This is a genomic window from Sporomusa sp. (assembly GCF_057736855.1).
This window is the reverse complement of the sequence record NZ_JBYKYF010000005.1, coordinates 13,017-29,321: the sequence shown is the minus strand read 5'-3', so window position 1 is coordinate 29,321 and position 16,305 is coordinate 13,017. Positions and strand designations below refer to the sequence as shown.

20 protein-coding genes are annotated in these 16,305 nt (G+C 51.3%); all 20 read left to right on the top strand.

The features are described 5' to 3' along the window. The first annotated feature begins 139 nt into the window (after positions 1–139). Positions 140–1,636, top strand: coding sequence for a phage portal protein (locus tag AC29Z1_RS00860; RefSeq protein WP_488269564.1), 1,497 nt, complete (start codon positions 140–142; stop codon positions 1,634–1,636). Further along, complete coding sequence (locus AC29Z1_RS00855; protein WP_488269563.1) at positions 1,620–3,530, top strand: prohead protease/major capsid protein fusion protein; 1,911 nt, start codon at positions 1,620–1,622, stop codon at positions 3,528–3,530. The genes AC29Z1_RS00860 and AC29Z1_RS00855 overlap by 17 nt, the downstream gene beginning before the upstream one ends. A gap of 35 nt (positions 3,531–3,565) precedes the next feature. Further along, the gene (locus AC29Z1_RS00850) at positions 3,566–3,895 is read left to right on the top strand and encodes a DUF2190 family protein (RefSeq protein ID WP_488269562.1); all 330 of its coding nucleotides are present in this window, start codon (positions 3,566–3,568) and stop codon (positions 3,893–3,895) included. Positions 3,896–3,962: 67 nt separating this feature from the next. Then, complete coding sequence (locus tag AC29Z1_RS00845; RefSeq protein ID WP_488269561.1) at positions 3,963–4,283, top strand: hypothetical protein; 321 nt, start codon at positions 3,963–3,965, stop codon at positions 4,281–4,283. Next, on the top strand, positions 4,280–4,843 hold the full coding sequence (locus tag AC29Z1_RS00840) for a phage tail protein (protein ID WP_488269560.1): 564 nt from the start codon (positions 4,280–4,282) through the stop codon (positions 4,841–4,843). The genes AC29Z1_RS00845 and AC29Z1_RS00840 overlap by 4 nt, the downstream gene beginning before the upstream one ends. A 155-nt stretch (positions 4,844–4,998) precedes the next feature. Further along, positions 4,999–5,316, top strand: coding sequence for a hypothetical protein (locus AC29Z1_RS00835; protein WP_488269559.1), 318 nt, complete (start codon positions 4,999–5,001; stop codon positions 5,314–5,316). After that, positions 5,291–5,584: a hypothetical protein gene (locus AC29Z1_RS00830; protein WP_488269558.1), complete on the top strand. Its 294-nt coding sequence runs from the start codon at positions 5,291–5,293 to the stop codon at positions 5,582–5,584. Before AC29Z1_RS00835 ends, AC29Z1_RS00830 begins: the two co-directional genes overlap by 26 nt. Further along, positions 5,584–7,032: a phage tail sheath family protein gene (locus tag AC29Z1_RS00825; RefSeq protein ID WP_488269557.1), complete on the top strand. Its 1,449-nt coding sequence runs from the start codon at positions 5,584–5,586 to the stop codon at positions 7,030–7,032. Before AC29Z1_RS00830 ends, AC29Z1_RS00825 begins: the two co-directional genes overlap by 1 nt. 13 nt (positions 7,033–7,045) lie before the next feature. Further along, the gene (locus tag AC29Z1_RS00820) at positions 7,046–7,567 is read left to right on the top strand and encodes a phage major tail tube protein (protein ID WP_488269556.1); all 522 of its coding nucleotides are present in this window, start codon (positions 7,046–7,048) and stop codon (positions 7,565–7,567) included. Between the two features lie 74 nt (positions 7,568–7,641). Next, positions 7,642–7,917, top strand: a complete 276-nt coding sequence (locus AC29Z1_RS00815; RefSeq protein WP_488269555.1) for a phage tail assembly protein — start codon at positions 7,642–7,644, stop codon at positions 7,915–7,917. 2 nt (positions 7,918–7,919) lie between these two features. Beyond that, a complete protein-coding gene (locus tag AC29Z1_RS00810; protein WP_488269554.1) occupies positions 7,920–8,093 on the top strand; it encodes a hypothetical protein in 174 nt (57 codons plus the stop codon). A 2-nt stretch (positions 8,094–8,095) separates the two neighbouring features. After that, complete coding sequence (locus AC29Z1_RS00805) at positions 8,096–10,231, top strand: phage tail tape measure protein (RefSeq protein WP_488269553.1); 2,136 nt, start codon at positions 8,096–8,098, stop codon at positions 10,229–10,231. Beyond that, positions 10,224–10,436: a tail protein X gene (locus AC29Z1_RS00800; RefSeq protein ID WP_488269552.1), complete on the top strand. Its 213-nt coding sequence runs from the start codon at positions 10,224–10,226 to the stop codon at positions 10,434–10,436. The genes AC29Z1_RS00805 and AC29Z1_RS00800 overlap by 8 nt, the downstream gene beginning before the upstream one ends. After that, entirely contained in the window at positions 10,437–11,546 is a 1,110-nt protein-coding gene (locus AC29Z1_RS00795; protein ID WP_488269551.1) for a phage late control D family protein, read from the top strand. It begins immediately after the preceding gene. Then, the gene (locus AC29Z1_RS00790) at positions 11,536–12,006 is read left to right on the top strand and encodes a phage baseplate assembly protein V (protein ID WP_488269550.1); all 471 of its coding nucleotides are present in this window, start codon (positions 11,536–11,538) and stop codon (positions 12,004–12,006) included. The genes AC29Z1_RS00795 and AC29Z1_RS00790 overlap by 11 nt, the downstream gene beginning before the upstream one ends. A gap of 13 nt (positions 12,007–12,019) precedes the next feature. Continuing rightward, positions 12,020–12,490, top strand: a complete 471-nt coding sequence (locus AC29Z1_RS00785) for a phage tail protein (RefSeq protein WP_488269549.1) — start codon at positions 12,020–12,022, stop codon at positions 12,488–12,490. Then, entirely contained in the window at positions 12,487–12,804 is a 318-nt protein-coding gene (locus tag AC29Z1_RS00780; RefSeq protein WP_488269548.1) for a GPW/gp25 family protein, read from the top strand. The genes AC29Z1_RS00785 and AC29Z1_RS00780 overlap by 4 nt, the downstream gene beginning before the upstream one ends. Further along, entirely contained in the window at positions 12,791–13,909 is a 1,119-nt protein-coding gene (locus AC29Z1_RS00775) for a baseplate assembly protein (RefSeq protein WP_488269547.1), read from the top strand. Before AC29Z1_RS00780 ends, AC29Z1_RS00775 begins: the two co-directional genes overlap by 14 nt. Then, on the top strand, positions 13,902–14,555 hold the full coding sequence (locus tag AC29Z1_RS00770) for a phage tail protein I (protein ID WP_488269546.1): 654 nt from the start codon (positions 13,902–13,904) through the stop codon (positions 14,553–14,555). The genes AC29Z1_RS00775 and AC29Z1_RS00770 overlap by 8 nt, the downstream gene beginning before the upstream one ends. Further along, the gene (locus AC29Z1_RS00765) at positions 14,555–16,294 is read left to right on the top strand and encodes a tail fiber protein (protein WP_488269545.1); all 1,740 of its coding nucleotides are present in this window, start codon (positions 14,555–14,557) and stop codon (positions 16,292–16,294) included. Before AC29Z1_RS00770 ends, AC29Z1_RS00765 begins: the two co-directional genes overlap by 1 nt. Positions 16,295–16,305: the final 11 nt, after the last annotated feature.

Here is a 16,305-nt window from a genome sequence, read left to right as displayed (position 1 = left end):
GGGCGCAAGAATATCAACTCGGCGGCCGGCGCGTGCGCAAGGCTGACTTACAAACACTGTACGCTAGAGAGCGTGAACTTAAAGCATTATATGATGCAGAAACGTACGGAACCAGGGCGTATGCGGGGTGGTCGGGGCGATGAACATCATTGATAAACTAATAGAATTAGTATCACCTGAAAAGGCGTTTAAACGCGCCATGTACCGCCAAGGACTAAGCACTTTGCGCAACTATGACGCTGCCCGTACGGACAGGTTAGGCAGCAATTGGCTGCCGACAAGCGGTACAGCGGAACAGGTAGACCGTAACCACCGTGATATTATCCGCGCCCGCGCCCGCGACCTGGAACGCAACAGTGATTTAGCAGAGGGTATTGTCGGAGCTATAGTCCGTAATGTCGTCGGCACAGGCATAAAACCCCAGGCAAGAGTGCGAACAAAGCGCGGAAAACTTGACGAAAACACCAATAATCTGCTTGAAACAGAGTGGAAACGGTGGGTAAAGGCGCAAAACTGCGATATAACAGGGCAAAACACTTTTTATGAACTCCAGGCCATGGCGCTTCGGCGGAGGATATACGATGGTGAGATATTTGTCCGCAAGGTCATTGATACTAGCGCCCGGGTGCCGCTTAAGCTACAGCTTATTGAACCGGATATGCTTGATGTAAGTAAGGTCAGCGAGGGCAAAAACCTTGTTTTGTCCGGCGTCGAGATTGACGAGTATTATCGACCGGTGGCCTATCACTTTTACAGTGGCACTCCGGACGGATATATGTCGCTAAAGTCAATTCGCGTGCCGGCCAAGCAGGTCATTCATCTGTTTAACAAAATGCGTCCAACGCAGGTACGTGGCATTTCCGAATTGGCTAGGGTGATGCAGCGCATCAAAGACACCGGCGAATACCTTGACGCCGAAATCATGAAGGCCAGAATTGCGGCATGTTTTGCCGTGTTTATCGAGACGCCTAATTCCGGTATCCGCATGCGCAATATGCCGCAGGTTGATGGCAAGAGAATTGACACAATCGAACCCGGCATGATTGAAAACCTGCTCCCCGGTGAAAAAATCAGCGTGGTTAATCCCACTCAGTCTGCATCTACAGCGAAAGACTTTATCGAAGTCGAAACGCGCTTGGCTGGTGCCGGTACGGGGCTATCATACGAAGTTATTAGCCGCGATGTGTCCAAGGTAAATTTTTCGTCAGCGCGGCAGAACCTTTTAGAGGACCGCAAAACCTTTATGCCACTACAAGATTATCTTATTAACCATTTTTGCCAGCCGATCTGGGAGGAGTTTGTCAAGCACTGTGTTCTGGCCGGCATTATCAAAGCCAGCGACTTTGACGACGACCCGGAGCGGTATTTTGAATGTCTTTGGGTGCGTCCCGGCTGGCAGTGGATTGACCCGCTGAAAGAAGTGCAGGCATCTAAGGAAGAATTGAAAGCCGGCATAACCACCTTGGCGCGTATCTGCGGCAGCCAGGGGCTTGATTGGCAGGAAGTATTGCAGCAGCGCGCAGTCGAACGGGAATATGCTAAACAGCTTGGTCTTGAACTAGACATAGACGTTATTGAAGGTACCGAAAAACAAACAACGAGGGAGGGTATGAACGAAGGTGAAACAGAGGAATAGCGGCAAAAAGTTCTTCCGTCAGGCGGTGTTCGAGCGTGCTAATCCTGATGACAGAACAGTGGAGCTGACAATCTCGAGCGAAGGCACGGTCGTGCAGCGCTGGTACGGCGGCGAAATATTAGGGCATGGTCCGGGGGAAATTAGATTGGAGCGGCTGAAAACGGTCGGCTCTTTTTTATTTGCCCACGGCCGTGATCCGAATTACGGCGTCCTGCCAATCGGCAGTATTGTCGATGTTAGCCTTGATGAAACTGAGCGTAAACTGCGCGCAGTCGTCAAGTTTGATACCGATGAAAGGAGTGATGTGCTTTTTCAAAAAGTCCAAAGTGGGGCGCTCAGGGGTGTATCCATAGGCTATTTGGTTTACAAATGGCTGGATGTTGAGGCCGGGGAAACTGAGCGCGGCTTTACCGGGCCTGTATCTATTGCAGTTGACTGGGAGCCTTATGAAATCTCGCTCGAACCGACGCCTGCTGACCCGGCGGTGGGTGTGGGACGTTCGAGCGATGATATAAATGACAATCAACAAAGGAGTGATGATGTTATGGATAAAGAGGAACAAGTTATTGATACCCCTGAAGATGATACCCGTACTGCTATCGAAGCCGAACGGAAGGTTATTGATACCCCTGAAGATGATACCCGTACTGCTATCAAAGCCGAACGGAAGCGGGTGGCGGAAATTATGTCTTTGTGCCGCCAGTTTAATGTTGATGCTGATGAGTTCATCCGTTCCGGGGTACAGGTAGACGCGGTAAGAAAGGCCATCCTCGAAAAGTTAGCAGAACAAAACAAACCGCTCACTACCGCCAGGATTGTAGCTGATGAACAAGAGAAATTCCGCTCTGCGGCAATTGATGCCTTGGCGATGCGCGCAGGACTCCGGGTAGAAAAACCAGCTGATGGTGCCAATGAACTCCGTGGCATGAAACTTCTCGACCTGGCCCGTGAATGCGTAGAGCGCGAGACCGGCCAGCGCGTCCGTCATTATGACGAGGAGCGCCTGGTCCGTGACGCCGTCACCGGTACTGCCGGCTTCCCGCTCATTCTCTCGAATGTTGCCAACAAGTCTATGTCTCAGGCATACCAAGCAGCCCCAACTACCTTCCAAGCATGGACCCGGCGCGGCAGCTTGAGCGACTTTAAAGCCGCAACCCGTCTGCGCCTGTCCGAAGCCGATGAACTATTGCCGATGACCGAGCTTGGCGAATTCAAACATGCCGAGATCACCGAAAGCGGGCAAACCGTTCAACTCGGCACCTATGGCCGGAAATTCTCTATTTCGCGTAAGGCTATTATCAATGACGACCTTGGCGCTCTCTCGACCATCCCGGCTAAATACGGTGCCGCCGCTCGCCGGATGATCAACCGCATGGTTTACGACATCATTAACAACAACACTAAGCTGTCGGATAACGTGCAGTTATTCCATTCGAACCATGGCAACCTGGCCGCGTCCGGGGCAGCCCTGAGCGTTACTTCTCTCGGCGCTGCGGTAGCTGCCATGCGCAAGCAGAAAAATATCGGCGGTAAGGAATACCTGAATATTACTCCGGCTTACCTTCTTGTGCCGCCTGAGCTTGAAGTTGTTGCCGGCCAGCTTATTTCGTCTATTGTTGATCCGTCTAAGAGCAACGCTACTCCCAACCCGTTTGCTAACCGGCTGCAGGTTATCGTTGACCCGCAGCTCTCTGTTAATCCAACGGCCTGGTATCTTGCCGCTGCGCCTGATGTTGTCGATACAATTGAGGTCACCTATCTCAACGGTCAGGAAGCGCCTACGCTCGAACAGCGCGTGAGCTTTGACATCTTGGGTATCGAATGGCGCATTTACCTCGACGTCGGCGTTACTCCGCTTGACTATCGTGGCCTGTTCAAAAACCCGGGAGCATAATCTCCCGGGTTTAATATGAAATAGGAGGGATAAGAATGGCTAAAGAAGCGACTTACATCCAAGATGGTATGATAATTGACTATACCGCCGCCTCGGCAATTGCTGCCGGGCAGGTAATTCCGCTGGTTACCCGTGTTGGCGTGGCGCTTGAGGACATTGCCGCTAATGCGACCGGCAGCGTAAAAATCACCGGGGTGTTTGAGTGCGCCGCCGAGACCGGCGTGGCTTTTGACGTTGGTGACCAGCTTTATTGGGACGATACCAACAACCGTCTGACGAAAACTGCTACCGGAAACACTCCGGCTGGCATTGCTGTTGAGCCAAAAGCGACTGCGGGTACTACCGCTAAAGTGAAAATTGGCTAATATAAATAATGGTGTGGGAGGAAAGAGCCAAAAACCGGCTCTTTCCGTTTATTTTGGGGGAATTGGTATGGGGATTAAAGATCAGATCGCAGCCGACCTTGAAATCTTTTTCAGCCTCGACGAATTTGCCGAGATGCACAATATCAACGGCCGCCAGTTACCTGCCATCGTTGAAAGCGCTGCCACCAGGGTAAGGTCCAACCGCAAAAGCGAAAACTATGATGGCATATACGCCGGGGAAGTAGTGGTCTATGTGCGTGCCGCTGACTTTCCCGCCGTGCCGTCATACGGCCAAACCTTCCGCCTTGACGGAAAGCTATATTACGTGGCTGAGTGCACCAACGAGGGCGGCGTACTGGAGATTGTCCTGGGAGCGAACGAATCGTGATTGAACTTACCGAGGAGCAGCTCAAACGGGCACAGGAACTATTAGGGCATATCCCTGGTGCTGTACCCAAGGCAGTAGCCAATGCCATAAACCGGGCGGCAGAAGGGGCGAGGACGGATGCGGTGAAAAAAGCGCGTGAAGAGTACATTATTCCCGCCGGCCGTGTGCGCGAAACTATCGATGTTCGGAAAGCCAGTCCGGACAAGTTATTCGCGTCTGTAACATCAAAAGGCAGGCCAAGGGCGCTGTCATATTTTAAAATCCGGCCGTCGAGGCCAACAAAACGCAGGCCGGAAGTAGGCGTATTCGCCCAGGTCAAGCGAGGCGGCGGTGGAACGATAAAAGGCGCGTTCGTGGCGCAAATGAAAAGCGGCCACGTTGGCGTTTTTCACCGCGCCGGCAAGGCCAGGCTGCCAATTATTCAACGTTACGGCCCATCCGTACCCCAGATGCTCGGCAGCCCGACGGTCAGCGCCTATATTGAAAAACAGGCCAAAGAGCGCCTTGACACCCGCTTAGAACACGAAATTAATCGCATCTTGAAGGGGTGGGGCAAATGATACCGGTGTTACTCTTAGATGAGCTCTGTCTATTCTTGAATGAGACGGTCAAGCAGTATTGGCTCGCGACAAAGTACAATACCGAAAAACCGCCCCAAGTCGTGCCAGGTTGGCTGCCGCCCCAGGAAGCGGGCAGGGATGATATGTATGCCGCATTGCCGTACGTGGTTCCCCGCCTCGTAGAAGGCGAGGACCAGCAAACAGGCAGCGTCGCTACCGTACGGATACTGTTCGGCGTGTATTCAGAAAACGCCGACGGCTGGCGCGACTTATTAAATCTCATTGAGCATGTCAGACAGGCGTTATTCCGTAAGCGACTGCTTGCCAAGAAATTTTACATTGAGTTCCCGGCAGAGTGGAAAATACCGGATGACCAACCGTACCCGGAGTGGGTTGGCTTTCTAACAACGCGCTGGACAATAGCCCAGCCGCTAGAGGAGGTTGATTATGGCGACGAATACTTCAAAGACTAAAGAGGCCGCACCGGCTGCAAAACCGGAGCGGCTTATTTACTGCGGGCCCAACATACCCGGAGGAGCGCTGCAGCGCTATGCCGTTTTTAAGGGCGGTTTGCCGATGCACCTTGACGAGCTATTTACCAAATGTCCGGCCATTAAGGCACTGTTTGTGCCGGTGTCCGGCCTGGCCAAAACCGAACAAGCCATCGCTACAAAAGGCACTCCGGAGAATATTAATTTCAACCAAGTCTTAGAGTTCACCATGAAAGGTGGTGCTAACTAATGAGCTATAAACACGGTATTTATACCTATGAGGTCCCGACGTCGGTTGTGCCGCCGGTGAGAACAAGCGCCGGCCTGCCGGTCGTGTTCGGCACCGCGCCGCTTCACCTTGCGACGAGCCCGGCGCAGGTTAATAAGCCGGTGCTCTGCTACACATATAAAGAAGCAGTTGATGCCTTCGGCTATTCTGACAAGTGGGACAAATATACCCTCTGCGAGTTCATTAAATCGCATTTCGCGCTATTCAATGTCGCTCCTGTAGTGCTGGTCAATGTCCTTGACCCGGCAGTGCATAAAACGGCTGTGACGAGCTCGACAGTGACGCTTACGTCCGGGGTAGGGAAAATTAACGATGACGTTTTACTCGATAGCCTGATCGTTAAGCTCGAAGCTGGCGGCACAGCACTGGTAAAAGACACCGATTATACTGCCGCTTTCGATGATGACGGCAATGTGGTAATAACCCGTCTTTCGACCAGTGCGATACCTGCCAATCAGACGTCGCTTGTCGCGACTTATGACAAGCTCGACCCGTCTGCGGTAGACACTGACGATATAATCGGCGGCGTGGACGTTGCCACTGGCGCATACGAGGGCCTGGAGCTGGTCAACCAGATTTATCCCATGTTCAGACTTATTCCTGGTATGATACTCGCTCCCGGCTGGGCGCATGACCCTGCGGTGGCGGCGGTCATGGTTGCCAAAGCGTCGAATATTAACGGTCATTTCAAGTGTATTGCACTTACTGACGTGCCGACCGATACGGTAAGCAAATATTCCGACGTTGCCGCCTGGAAAAACACCAACAACTATACCAGCGCCCGGCAAGTAGTATGCTGGCCCAAAGTCAAGTTGGGCGATGAGCAGTACCATTTGTCTACCCAGCTTGCCGGAGTTATTTGCAAAACTGATGCTGATAACGAAGATATACCGTATGTCAGCCCGTCCAACAAATCCTTGCAGGCCAGCGGGGCGGTACTGAAAAACGGCGTTGAGGTATTCCTTGGCCCCGACCAAGCAGCATATCTCAACGGCCAGGGTATTGTTACCGCGCTCAATTTCAGTGGCGGCTGGAAGGCATGGGGCAACAGAACAGGGGTATATCCGGCAGTGACTGATCCCAAAGATGCGTTTATTCCCATTCGCCGCATGTTTGACTGGATTGCTAACACGTTGGTGCTCACCTTCTGGCAGAAAGTCGACTTCCCCATCAATAAGCGGCTGATTGAGACGATCGTGGACAGCGCTAACATTTGGCTGAACGGCCTTGCAGCGCGGCAGTTCATCCTTGGTGGCCGGGTTGAATTCTTGGAAGATGAAAACCCCGTCACCGACCTTATGGACGGCATTGTCCGGTTCCACGTTTACGTTACGCCGCCGTCTCCGGCGCGGGAAATCGACTTTATTGTCGAGTATGACCCCAAATACCTCGAAACCCTGTTTAGCTAAGGAGGTGGAGTAGATGAACCCGGTACCGGAGAAATTAATTAATTTCCGCGTCTATGAGGACGGTGTAGACCTTTTGGGCGTGGCTGACGTCGAACTGCCAGCCATTGAGCCGATGACTGACACAATCAAGGGTGCGGGCATTGCCGGCGAAGTGGACAGCCCTGTGCTTGGCCACTTCAAGAGCATGACAGTCAAGCTCAAGTGGCGCACTGTTACCCGCCCGACCATTGGCCTAGCGCAGCAGAAAGCGCACAGCCTTGACCTACGTGGCGCTATTCAGGTCTATGATGCGGCTAAGGGTGAATATACCGTCCAGCCGCTAAAGGTCGTTGTCCGCGGCACACCCAAAAAGGCGGAGCTAGGGAAAATGGAAGTCGGCGCAGCCAGCGACGCTTCAAATGAGCTGGAAGTCAGCTACATGAAAATAACGCTGAACAATGAAGTCCTGGCTGAAATCGATAAATTTAACTACGTCTGCACGATCAAAGGTGTGGATTACCTCGCGGCTGTAAGGGAAGCGCTGGGAATGATATAACAATTAAAGTGTTTAGTGTCTAAAAAGGGCCCTGCAAAAGCGGGGCCTCTCTTTATAAGAAAGGGGTATGAAAAATGAAAATCGAGTTCAATAAACCGCACATTTTTGAGGGTAAAGAATACAAGGAATTGACGCTGGATTTTGAAGGGCTGAGCGGCAAGGATTTAGTCAATGCTTCGAAAGAAGCCCGCCTGTTGGGTGACGTAAGCCCTGTACAGGAGCTTTCGGCGACGTATTTGGCTGTTGTTGCCGCCAAAGCAGCCAAAGTCAATGTCGATATGATTTTATCGCTGCCGGCGCGTGAATTTACAGCGGTAAAAACGGCGGCGCAAAATTTTTTGCTCGGTTAGGCTTGGATCGTAGCGATCCAGGTTCGTTATTCAAAAGCGTATGTGTCCGACTAGCCAGGGCTACCAATACTCCGGCAACAGTTTGGTACGAAACGCCGGTTGTGGAACTGATTGAGTGGTGGGATGCTACGGTTAAAGTGGTGGAAGAAGAGAAAAAGCGCCAAAAAGGATGGTGAATATGGCCGGTAAAGTGTTCGAAATTGCATTTAACCTTGCTGCGAAGATAGGTAACTCCTTTAGTAGCGCTTTTTCATCAGCATCACAGCAGTTGGCAACTTTGCAAACAAATGTCAAGGCAGTGCGCGCATCAATGAGAGAACTGGAGTTGCAGCAGAAAAAAGGTGCTATATCAACCCTTGAGTATGCGGCGACATATGAGAAGCTTGCGGCGCAACTCCACAAGGCGGAGCAGTTGCAGACAAAACTAAGCAGGTCGATGGCTTTACAGAAAAAGGCAGAGGCTTTTGGTGAAAAATCTAAAGGAGTAATGGAAAAATCCGTAATGGCGGGCGCGACGCTCGCAATTCCTGCAGCTGCCGCTATCTCGTTTGACACTGAAATGGCCTATGTGGCCAAGCAAGTTGATAATGCGCGGGATGAAACAGGCAGGCTAACAGAGATTGGGCTACAGGTGAAGTCCGATATTCTGGAAATTTCCCGCGATATGATGATCATGCCTAACGAAGTGGCCAAAGCCTACGCAATGTCTGCGCGGTTCGGCGTCAAAGGAGCAGAAAATCTGCGCAAGATGACGGCCATAGGTATCATGATGGGCAAGGCGTTTGAGATGCCTGCAGAGCAGGTTGCCACGGATATGGCCAAAATCGGTAATGCGCTGGGATATGATCTGCAAACAGCCGAAGGGATTGCTCAGTTGGAAGCCCTGGCCGATAAAATTAATTATATCGACGACCAAACGGTTGCTACAGGGAACGAACTCATCGACTACATGAAGCGCACCGCAGGCGTTGTTAGGGGGCTTGTACCGACAATGACTGAGGGCTTTAATCTTGGGCTCGGCGCTGGTTTCTTGGCAGCTGGTGAAAGTGCGGAAGTAGCCAGCCGTGCAATCAACGTCATGCTTACGAAGTTTGCTGCGGCCCCGACGGAAACGAAAGATTTTCATGCAGCTTTGGAAATACTCGGCTTGACAGCTGAGCAATTACAAACAGGAATGATTAGGGATGCTGATGCAGCAATATTGGATCTATTTCAGAGAGTGCAACAGCTCGACGATGCGACCAGGAACAATGTTCTCGCTGAACTGATTGGTAAAGACCATATAGACACGATTACGAAACTGACCGGTAACTTTGATAAGTTTATCGACGCAATAAAATTGGCGAATTCCGAAGCTGCCAAAGGCAGCATGCGGAAGGAATTTGAGATATTGTCTAAGACGGCAAAGAGACAGCTAGAAGGAACGCAGGCGGCTCTGGCGCGAACCAGCGGAGTTTTGGGAGAAGCCTTACTGCCTGGTATCAATGAGAAAGCGCAGCAGCTAGCAGTATTTGCAGAAAAACTCGGTGCTTTTGCTCGCGAGCATCCGCAACTGACCAATTTTGTAATGACCAGTACGGCGAGTTTAGTAGGATTTTCCTTGGCCGCTTCTGCGGCTACTTGGGTTGTTAGTTCTGCTATTTCGCCACTAATATCGCTTACTCGTTGGTTATTTTTCCAAAGGGTGGCAACGGATGGCACGGTTATCGCGTCTAGAGCGGCTGTTGCGGCGACGTGGCTTTGGACAAAAGCGCAATTGCTTTGGAACGCCGCCATGGCGGCAAATCCTATTGGATTAATTATCATAGGTATTGCGGCATTGATTGCGGCAGGCTGGGCGCTCTATAAAAACTGGGATAAGATTATTGCCTGGTTTCAAGAAAAAATTGCTTGGCTTGAAGAAAAATGGAACAATCTAAAATCCCTGTTCAATAGCGGTATTAATATTCCAGTCGGCATGAGCTTGGCCGCTGCGACAGGAACAGGTGATTTACCCGACTTTCCAGGGCATGCTGCAGGAGGCATATTCACACAACCGCATATTGCCTGGTTTGCCGAAGGCGGCGTACCGGAAGCTGCGATCCCTATAGATGGTAGTAGCCGGTCATTATCGCTCTGGGCAAAAACAGGGGAACTGTTGGGCGTTTCTACTGGCGGCGTTGTAACTATTAATGCTCCGTTTAATCCCACCATTAACATTGGAAGCGGCACCAGTGCGGCAGATGTGCAGCGTGTACTGGAAAACGAGCGGGACAAGTTCCGCCGGATGCTGGAAGACCTGATGGCAGAAGCGAGGCGGTTGAGCTATGCCTAAGACATACACGACAATTCAAGGCGACACTTGGGACATGATTAGCCTGAAAGTATATGGCACTGAAAAGCAGATGTCGACCCTGATTGAAGCAAATCCGGCCTACAGGGAGACGGTCATTTTCCAAGCCGGTGTACTGCTGACGGTCCCGACCCTGTCGGCTACAGCAATTCCTAGCCGCGTGCCGCCTTGGAAGAGGGGAGATTAGATGGACGACAACACCAGGCGCGTGGAAATCAGCTTGGCTTACAATCATCAGCAGGTTTCAAGCGATATTGCCCGCTTTCTGCTGTCTTTTACCTATACTGACCACGCTAGCGGTAAGGCCGATGACTTACAGCTGACGCTGGAGGACCGCGAGCAAATCTGGGCCCGGGATTGGGTACCGGCGAAAGGCGATGTTATTACAGCAAGACTGATAGCCAAAAATTTTGCCGGTGAAGGAAGCCGCGAGGAGCTATATTGCGGCTTTTTTGAGGTTGACGAGCTGGAATATTCATCGCCGCCTAACGTAGTGAGCATCAAAGCTGTTTCTGCTGCCATTTCCAGCGCCCTGAGGGGCGAAGAAAACACTCGGGCGTGGGAGAATATCCGGCTCAAGGATATTGCGCAAGACATGGCTACTAAGGCGGAAATGGGACTTCAATATTTAGCTGAATATAACCCGTTTTACAAACGCCGGGACCAGACGGAACAGTCTGACCTGGCGTTTTTGCTAGAGTGCTGCGAAAAAGCAGGTCTAGCACTGAAGGTCACCAACGATACCATTGTGATTTTCGATGAGGAGCAAATGGAACAGCAAGAGCCGGTAGCTACCATCGAGCGCGGGAAAAGTAATATCCTTCGGGCGAGGTTCACATCGAAAAGCCGCGATATCTACCGGGCCTGCGAAATCAAGTATAAAGACCCGGCTACTGGCCAGACTTTTCGGTATATCTACGAGCCGCCCAACGCACCGGAAACTGGGCAAATACTCAAAATCAATGAGCGTGTAGAGGATGCGGAGGAAGGAAAAATCCTGGCCAGAAAACGCTTGCGAGAAAAAAATTTGAAGGAGAATATGGCCAGTTTAACTGTTGTGGGCGACCCCAAGCTGGTGGCCGGAGTAACCGTGACCGTGGTCGGGTTCGGTATATTTGACGGTAAATATTACATAGAACAAGCCCGTCACTCATACAGCGCGAGCGGCTATGTGGTGGACATCGACGTCCATAAGACACTCCAGTCGTACTACGTCAATGCAGCCAAGACGCTCATTATTGAGAAAAAAGCACGCAAACAGACCCGTAAACGGAGGCTAAAGTGGTATGAAAAATAAGACGATACGGTACGGTATTGTTTCGGCGGTGGACCCGGCGGCTCACACCGTGCGCGTAGCCTTTGAAGACGAAGACGCTATGGTCAGCGACTGGCTGCCGGTAGTGGTGCCCTGTGCCAGCAAAAACAAGGATTATGCGTTGCCTGACGTTGGTGATCGTGTTGTCTGCGCTTTCTTACCAAATGGCGTCTCCGCTGGGTTCTGCATGGGGGCGGTTTATAGCCCAGTCAATCGGCCGCCACATGGTAATGGCGAAATGCGCAGTGTGATGTTTGATGATGGTACAACGGTTTCATATGACCGCAGCACTCATACCATGACCGTGAACTGCACAGGCCCCATCATTATTGTGGCAGCCGGCAATGTAATTGTGACCGGCGATGTAATTGCAGACGGCATCAGTCTAAAAAACCACACTCACCCCGAAAGCGTTGGCACGCAGACTGGTCCGCCAGGCTAGGAGGTGACAGCTGTTGATCGGGACATTAGGTGATATTGTTTTCGAGGTTTCGACGGAGAAAGTACGCACTTTTGATGACCTGAAACGTCATGGTAGTGCCCGCTGGGCGACGCACGACGTGCTCGGGAAAAAGCCGGTACGGGAATTCATTGGACCCGGTCTGGAAATCATCAGTTTTTCGATGCAATTTGCTGCCGCCCTGGGCGTCAACCCATTGGAAGAGATTAAGAAGCTGCGTGAGCTCAGAGATAAAGGTGAAGCCGTCGAGTTGATTTTGAACGGTACACCGGTCAGCGAAAACCTTTGGGTAGTAGAGGAAATATCCGAAAACTGGAAACGTCTAGACAACAACGGTAATTTACTGTTTGCAGAGGTTGAAGTGTCATTGCAAGAATATCCGCGCGACTCGGACGCTGTTGCTACATCGGCAAACAGTAGCGCTGTTGCAAGTTCTGATAGCGGGGAGGAGGATGTTGCTGAATGATCGAGCTTGAAGTAACGGCGATGTTGGTCGACATTGACTTCGGGGCCACCGGTGTAAAAGAGATATTGCAAAATGTGCGAACCATCATAACCACGCCGAAGTATTCCGTTCCTCTTGATCGAAATTTTGGGTTAGATGCTACGATGCTGGACGCCCCGCTACCAGTCGCTCAAGCAAAACTGACGGCGGAGATTATTGCCGCAATAAATCGATATGAGCCGCGGTTTCGCGTGACCAAGGTACTCTTCGAGGGCGACGCCATGGAGGGCGTACTCCGGCCCAAAGTGAGGGGGATACTCGTTGGAACTCAGTAAATTGCCGCAAATTACATTTGCTGAAAAATCAGTGGCCGCCATTGAAGCGGCCATTATTACTACGTATGAAGCAATTGCGGGCAAAACGCTCTATCCTGGCGACCCGGTACGATTATTCTTAGAGGCTGTTGCGGCCATAATCGTCCAGCAGCGCGTACTGATTGATTATACGGGCAAGCAAAACCTGTTGGCCTATGCCAGCGGTGACTATTTGGATCATATTGGTGTGCTGGTTGGTACGGACCGGCTGCCGGCATCCGCCGCAACTACGACGCTACGATTCACGTTGTCGGCGGTGCAGCCGGGGGCCGTCATTATTCCGGCTGGTACCCGGGCAACTCCCGGGGATAATATTTTGTTTGCTACGACGGTGGCCGCTACAATACCGGCAGGGCAACTGTACGTCGATGTCGACGCAGTCTGTACGGAAACCGGTATCAAGGGGAACGGCTACACACCGGGGCAGATCAATAAGATTGTCGATCCGATCCAGTGGGTACAGAGCGTCAGCAACACGACGACCAGCGAGGGTGGGGCGGACATAGAAAGTGATGACTTATACCGTGAGCGCATAAGACAAGCACCGGAACAGTTTTCAACGGCTGGCCCGGATGGTGCGTATATCTACCATGCGATGCGAGCATCGGTACTGATCCAGGACGTATCGGTCTATTCTCCATCGCCTGGTGTAGTTGAAATCCGGCCACTCCTGATTGGCGGCGAACTACCTGGACAAGAAATATTGGATGCGGTGGCTGCGGTATGCAGTGACAAAACGGTACGACCTCTGACTGACCAAGTGCAAGTATTGGCCCCGCAAACGGTATCGTACAACGTGAACGTGACCTACTGGATTAGCAGCGACAATGCTGCGGCGGCGACAAGCATTCAGACTGCAGTAACACAGGCAGTAAATGATTGGGTGCTTTGGCAGAAATCAAAACTCGGGCGGGATATTAACCCCTCGGAACTTATCGCCCGTATGGTTGCAGCCGGGGCTAAGCGAGTGCAAGTGACGTCGCCGACTTATTCAGTCGTATCCAACTCACAAGTAGCAGTTGCAGATACGGTGACGATCACATTTGGAGGGCTAGAGGATGGCTAATACCATACAGACGGTCAAGCTAATTGATCTAGTGCCGCCGAACCTGAGGGGCGATCCCCAAGTACAGGCTGCCGCCGAGGTATTGGACGCAGAACTGCGGGAAGTGACAGAGGCAATACAGGAATGCTTGCATTTACCAAGATTAGACGAACTGCCGGAAGAGGTAGTGGATCTACTTGCCATCCAGTGGCATGTCGATTTCTACGAGCCAACACTGCCGATTGAGCGAAAGCGCGAGTTGGTGCGGCAGTCTATTGCCTGGCACCGGCGAAAAGGTACGGCTGCAGTCGTGCAAGATATGGTGACAGCAGTTTATTCCGGCGGCAAAGTTTATGAGTGGTTTGAGTATGGCGGCCAGCCGTATCATTTCCGGGTGGAAACTACCGGTGTGATCAGTAGCGATGAAATATATGAGCAACTGCAACGTGTCATTAACGCCGTGAAAAACGTGCGTTCATGGCTCGATGGCGTATATATCAAGCGCGAGTGGAGCGAGGCGAGATACTATGGCGGCATAGTCCGTACAGGAAAGGTAACTACGATCTATCCGGCCGCGTTCCCGGCGCAGTCAGCGCTAAATACTCAGTATGTACGCGGCGCCATCCATAAGGGCGTAATTATTACGATACGACCGGAGGTGCAATAATGGCTTTCAATGGAACGGTTTTGACGACCAAAGGGCGTAATCTACAGGCCAAGGCGCAGACCGGTGTGCAACTAAACTTCACAAAGGTGAAAATCGGTGACGGCACGCTGGGCGCTGGCCAGAGCCTGGAGGCCTTGAACGACCTGATTAATCCCAAGATGACCTTGAACATTCAGGGTCTGGCGGTACTCGGCGACGGTACCAGCCGAATTAGAGCTGTGATTACCAACACCGGACTAGCTACTGGTTTCTTCGTACGGGAAATCGGTGTGTTTGCGCAGGACCCTGACTTAGGTGAAATCTTGTATTGCGTTGCCAACGCCGGAGCCGAATGCGACTATTTGCCGGCAGAGGGCAGCGTATCAGTCGAACAGACGCTGGATATTGTGACGGCAGTAGGGAATGCAACAAATGTCACTGCAGTTATTAACGAAACCATTGTGCTGGCCACAAAGGCGGATTTAACGTCTCACAACAACGACCCGCAGGCTCATGGTCTGCTCACGGCGCTGCACCTATGGCAGCCGAATAAAGCGTATGCTGTCGGCGACATCTGCTACAGCGGTAAATCTGATGTAGCGAGCTACAAACGATTTGAGTGCGTCCAGGGCGGCACGAGCGGCACGACTGAGCCAACGTGGCCAGCCGTGGGGCAGACGGTGACGGATAGGACGGTGGTGTGGAAAGTCTCAGACATCAGAGATGCACGCGATGCCGCAAGCGTAGGCGGTAAAACGCCGGGAACGGGAGCAAATAATGTTCTTGTACTTGATGCAAACGGAAAAGTGCCGCAGGAGAATTTACCGCCAATACCGTCTGGCATACCTATCGGTTCAGTCATACCTTGGACTACAACAACAATCCCTGATGGGTGGCTTGAGTGTAATGGTCAAGCTGTTAGCCGTACTGACTTTAGCGAATTGTTTGCTAAAATAGGAACAACATTTGGTAGCGGAGATGGCTCTACTACATTTAATGTACCTGATTTACGCGGAGAGTTTATTCGCGGCTGGGATAACGGGCGCGGGGTAGATAGTGGACGTGCGTTTGGTTCGTTTCAGGCAGACGCTTTCCAGGGGCACTGGCACGAAATATATTTTGAATATGACCAAGCTGACGGTAGAGATTATCATAAACCTTTAATAAATGGCAATAAGTATTCTAGGGATTATAGCTATGACTGGGTACGCAATCCAATATCCGATGGGGTTAATGGGGAGCCTCGAACGTCATCAGAAACCCGCCCCCGCAACGTGGCTTTAATGTTTATCATCAAAGCCAAAGATGTTGCTGGTTCTGACCCTGCAGTGCAAGGGGCTAATGCCGATACGTTAGACGGTTTTCATGCTAGTGCATTTGCGTTAACAGGTCACATTCATACAGATTCGTCTACTATTAAACCTGCCTTAAATGCATCTGGTGATGCTCCTATTTACGCTTGCAGGGCTTGGGTTAACTTTGATGGTACTACTACACCAACAATTAGAGCGAGTGGGAATGTAAGTAGTATAACAAAAAACGGAACTGGAGATTATACAGTGAATTTTACCACACCAATGCCACATGCAAACTATTCAGCAACAGCAAATTATACAAATACTAATACTGCTCAAGCTACTGAAAATGACGGACAGGCAATCCCATGGAATTACCAAGCAAATTTTGTATGTATTTTCGTAAGTCACGGATCGGGCAGTGCAATAGATGGGAAAGTAGTTTCAGTATCAATACACTGCTAATAATTAGGAGG

Coding starts and splice junctions, on each gene's coding strand:
- AC29Z1_RS00860 (WP_488269564.1), top strand. CDS start 140: ATGAACATCATTGATAAACTAATAGAATTAGTATCACCTGAAAAGGCG.
- AC29Z1_RS00850 (WP_488269562.1), top strand. CDS start 3,566: ATGGCTAAAGAAGCGACTTACATCCAAGATGGTATGATAATTGACTAT.
- AC29Z1_RS00845 (WP_488269561.1), top strand. CDS start 3,963: ATGGGGATTAAAGATCAGATCGCAGCCGACCTTGAAATCTTTTTCAGC.
- AC29Z1_RS00830 (WP_488269558.1), top strand. CDS start 5,291: ATGGCGACGAATACTTCAAAGACTAAAGAGGCCGCACCGGCTGCAAAA.
- AC29Z1_RS00825 (WP_488269557.1), top strand. CDS start 5,584: ATGAGCTATAAACACGGTATTTATACCTATGAGGTCCCGACGTCGGTT.
- AC29Z1_RS00820 (WP_488269556.1), top strand. CDS start 7,046: ATGAACCCGGTACCGGAGAAATTAATTAATTTCCGCGTCTATGAGGAC.
- AC29Z1_RS00815 (WP_488269555.1), top strand. CDS start 7,642: ATGAAAATCGAGTTCAATAAACCGCACATTTTTGAGGGTAAAGAATAC.
- AC29Z1_RS00805 (WP_488269553.1), top strand. CDS start 8,096: ATGGCCGGTAAAGTGTTCGAAATTGCATTTAACCTTGCTGCGAAGATA.
- AC29Z1_RS00800 (WP_488269552.1), top strand. CDS start 10,224: ATGCCTAAGACATACACGACAATTCAAGGCGACACTTGGGACATGATT.
- AC29Z1_RS00795 (WP_488269551.1), top strand. CDS start 10,437: ATGGACGACAACACCAGGCGCGTGGAAATCAGCTTGGCTTACAATCAT.
- AC29Z1_RS00790 (WP_488269550.1), top strand. CDS start 11,536: ATGAAAAATAAGACGATACGGTACGGTATTGTTTCGGCGGTGGACCCG.
- AC29Z1_RS00780 (WP_488269548.1), top strand. CDS start 12,487: ATGATCGAGCTTGAAGTAACGGCGATGTTGGTCGACATTGACTTCGGG.
- AC29Z1_RS00770 (WP_488269546.1), top strand. CDS start 13,902: ATGGCTAATACCATACAGACGGTCAAGCTAATTGATCTAGTGCCGCCG.
- AC29Z1_RS00765 (WP_488269545.1), top strand. CDS start 14,555: ATGGCTTTCAATGGAACGGTTTTGACGACCAAAGGGCGTAATCTACAG.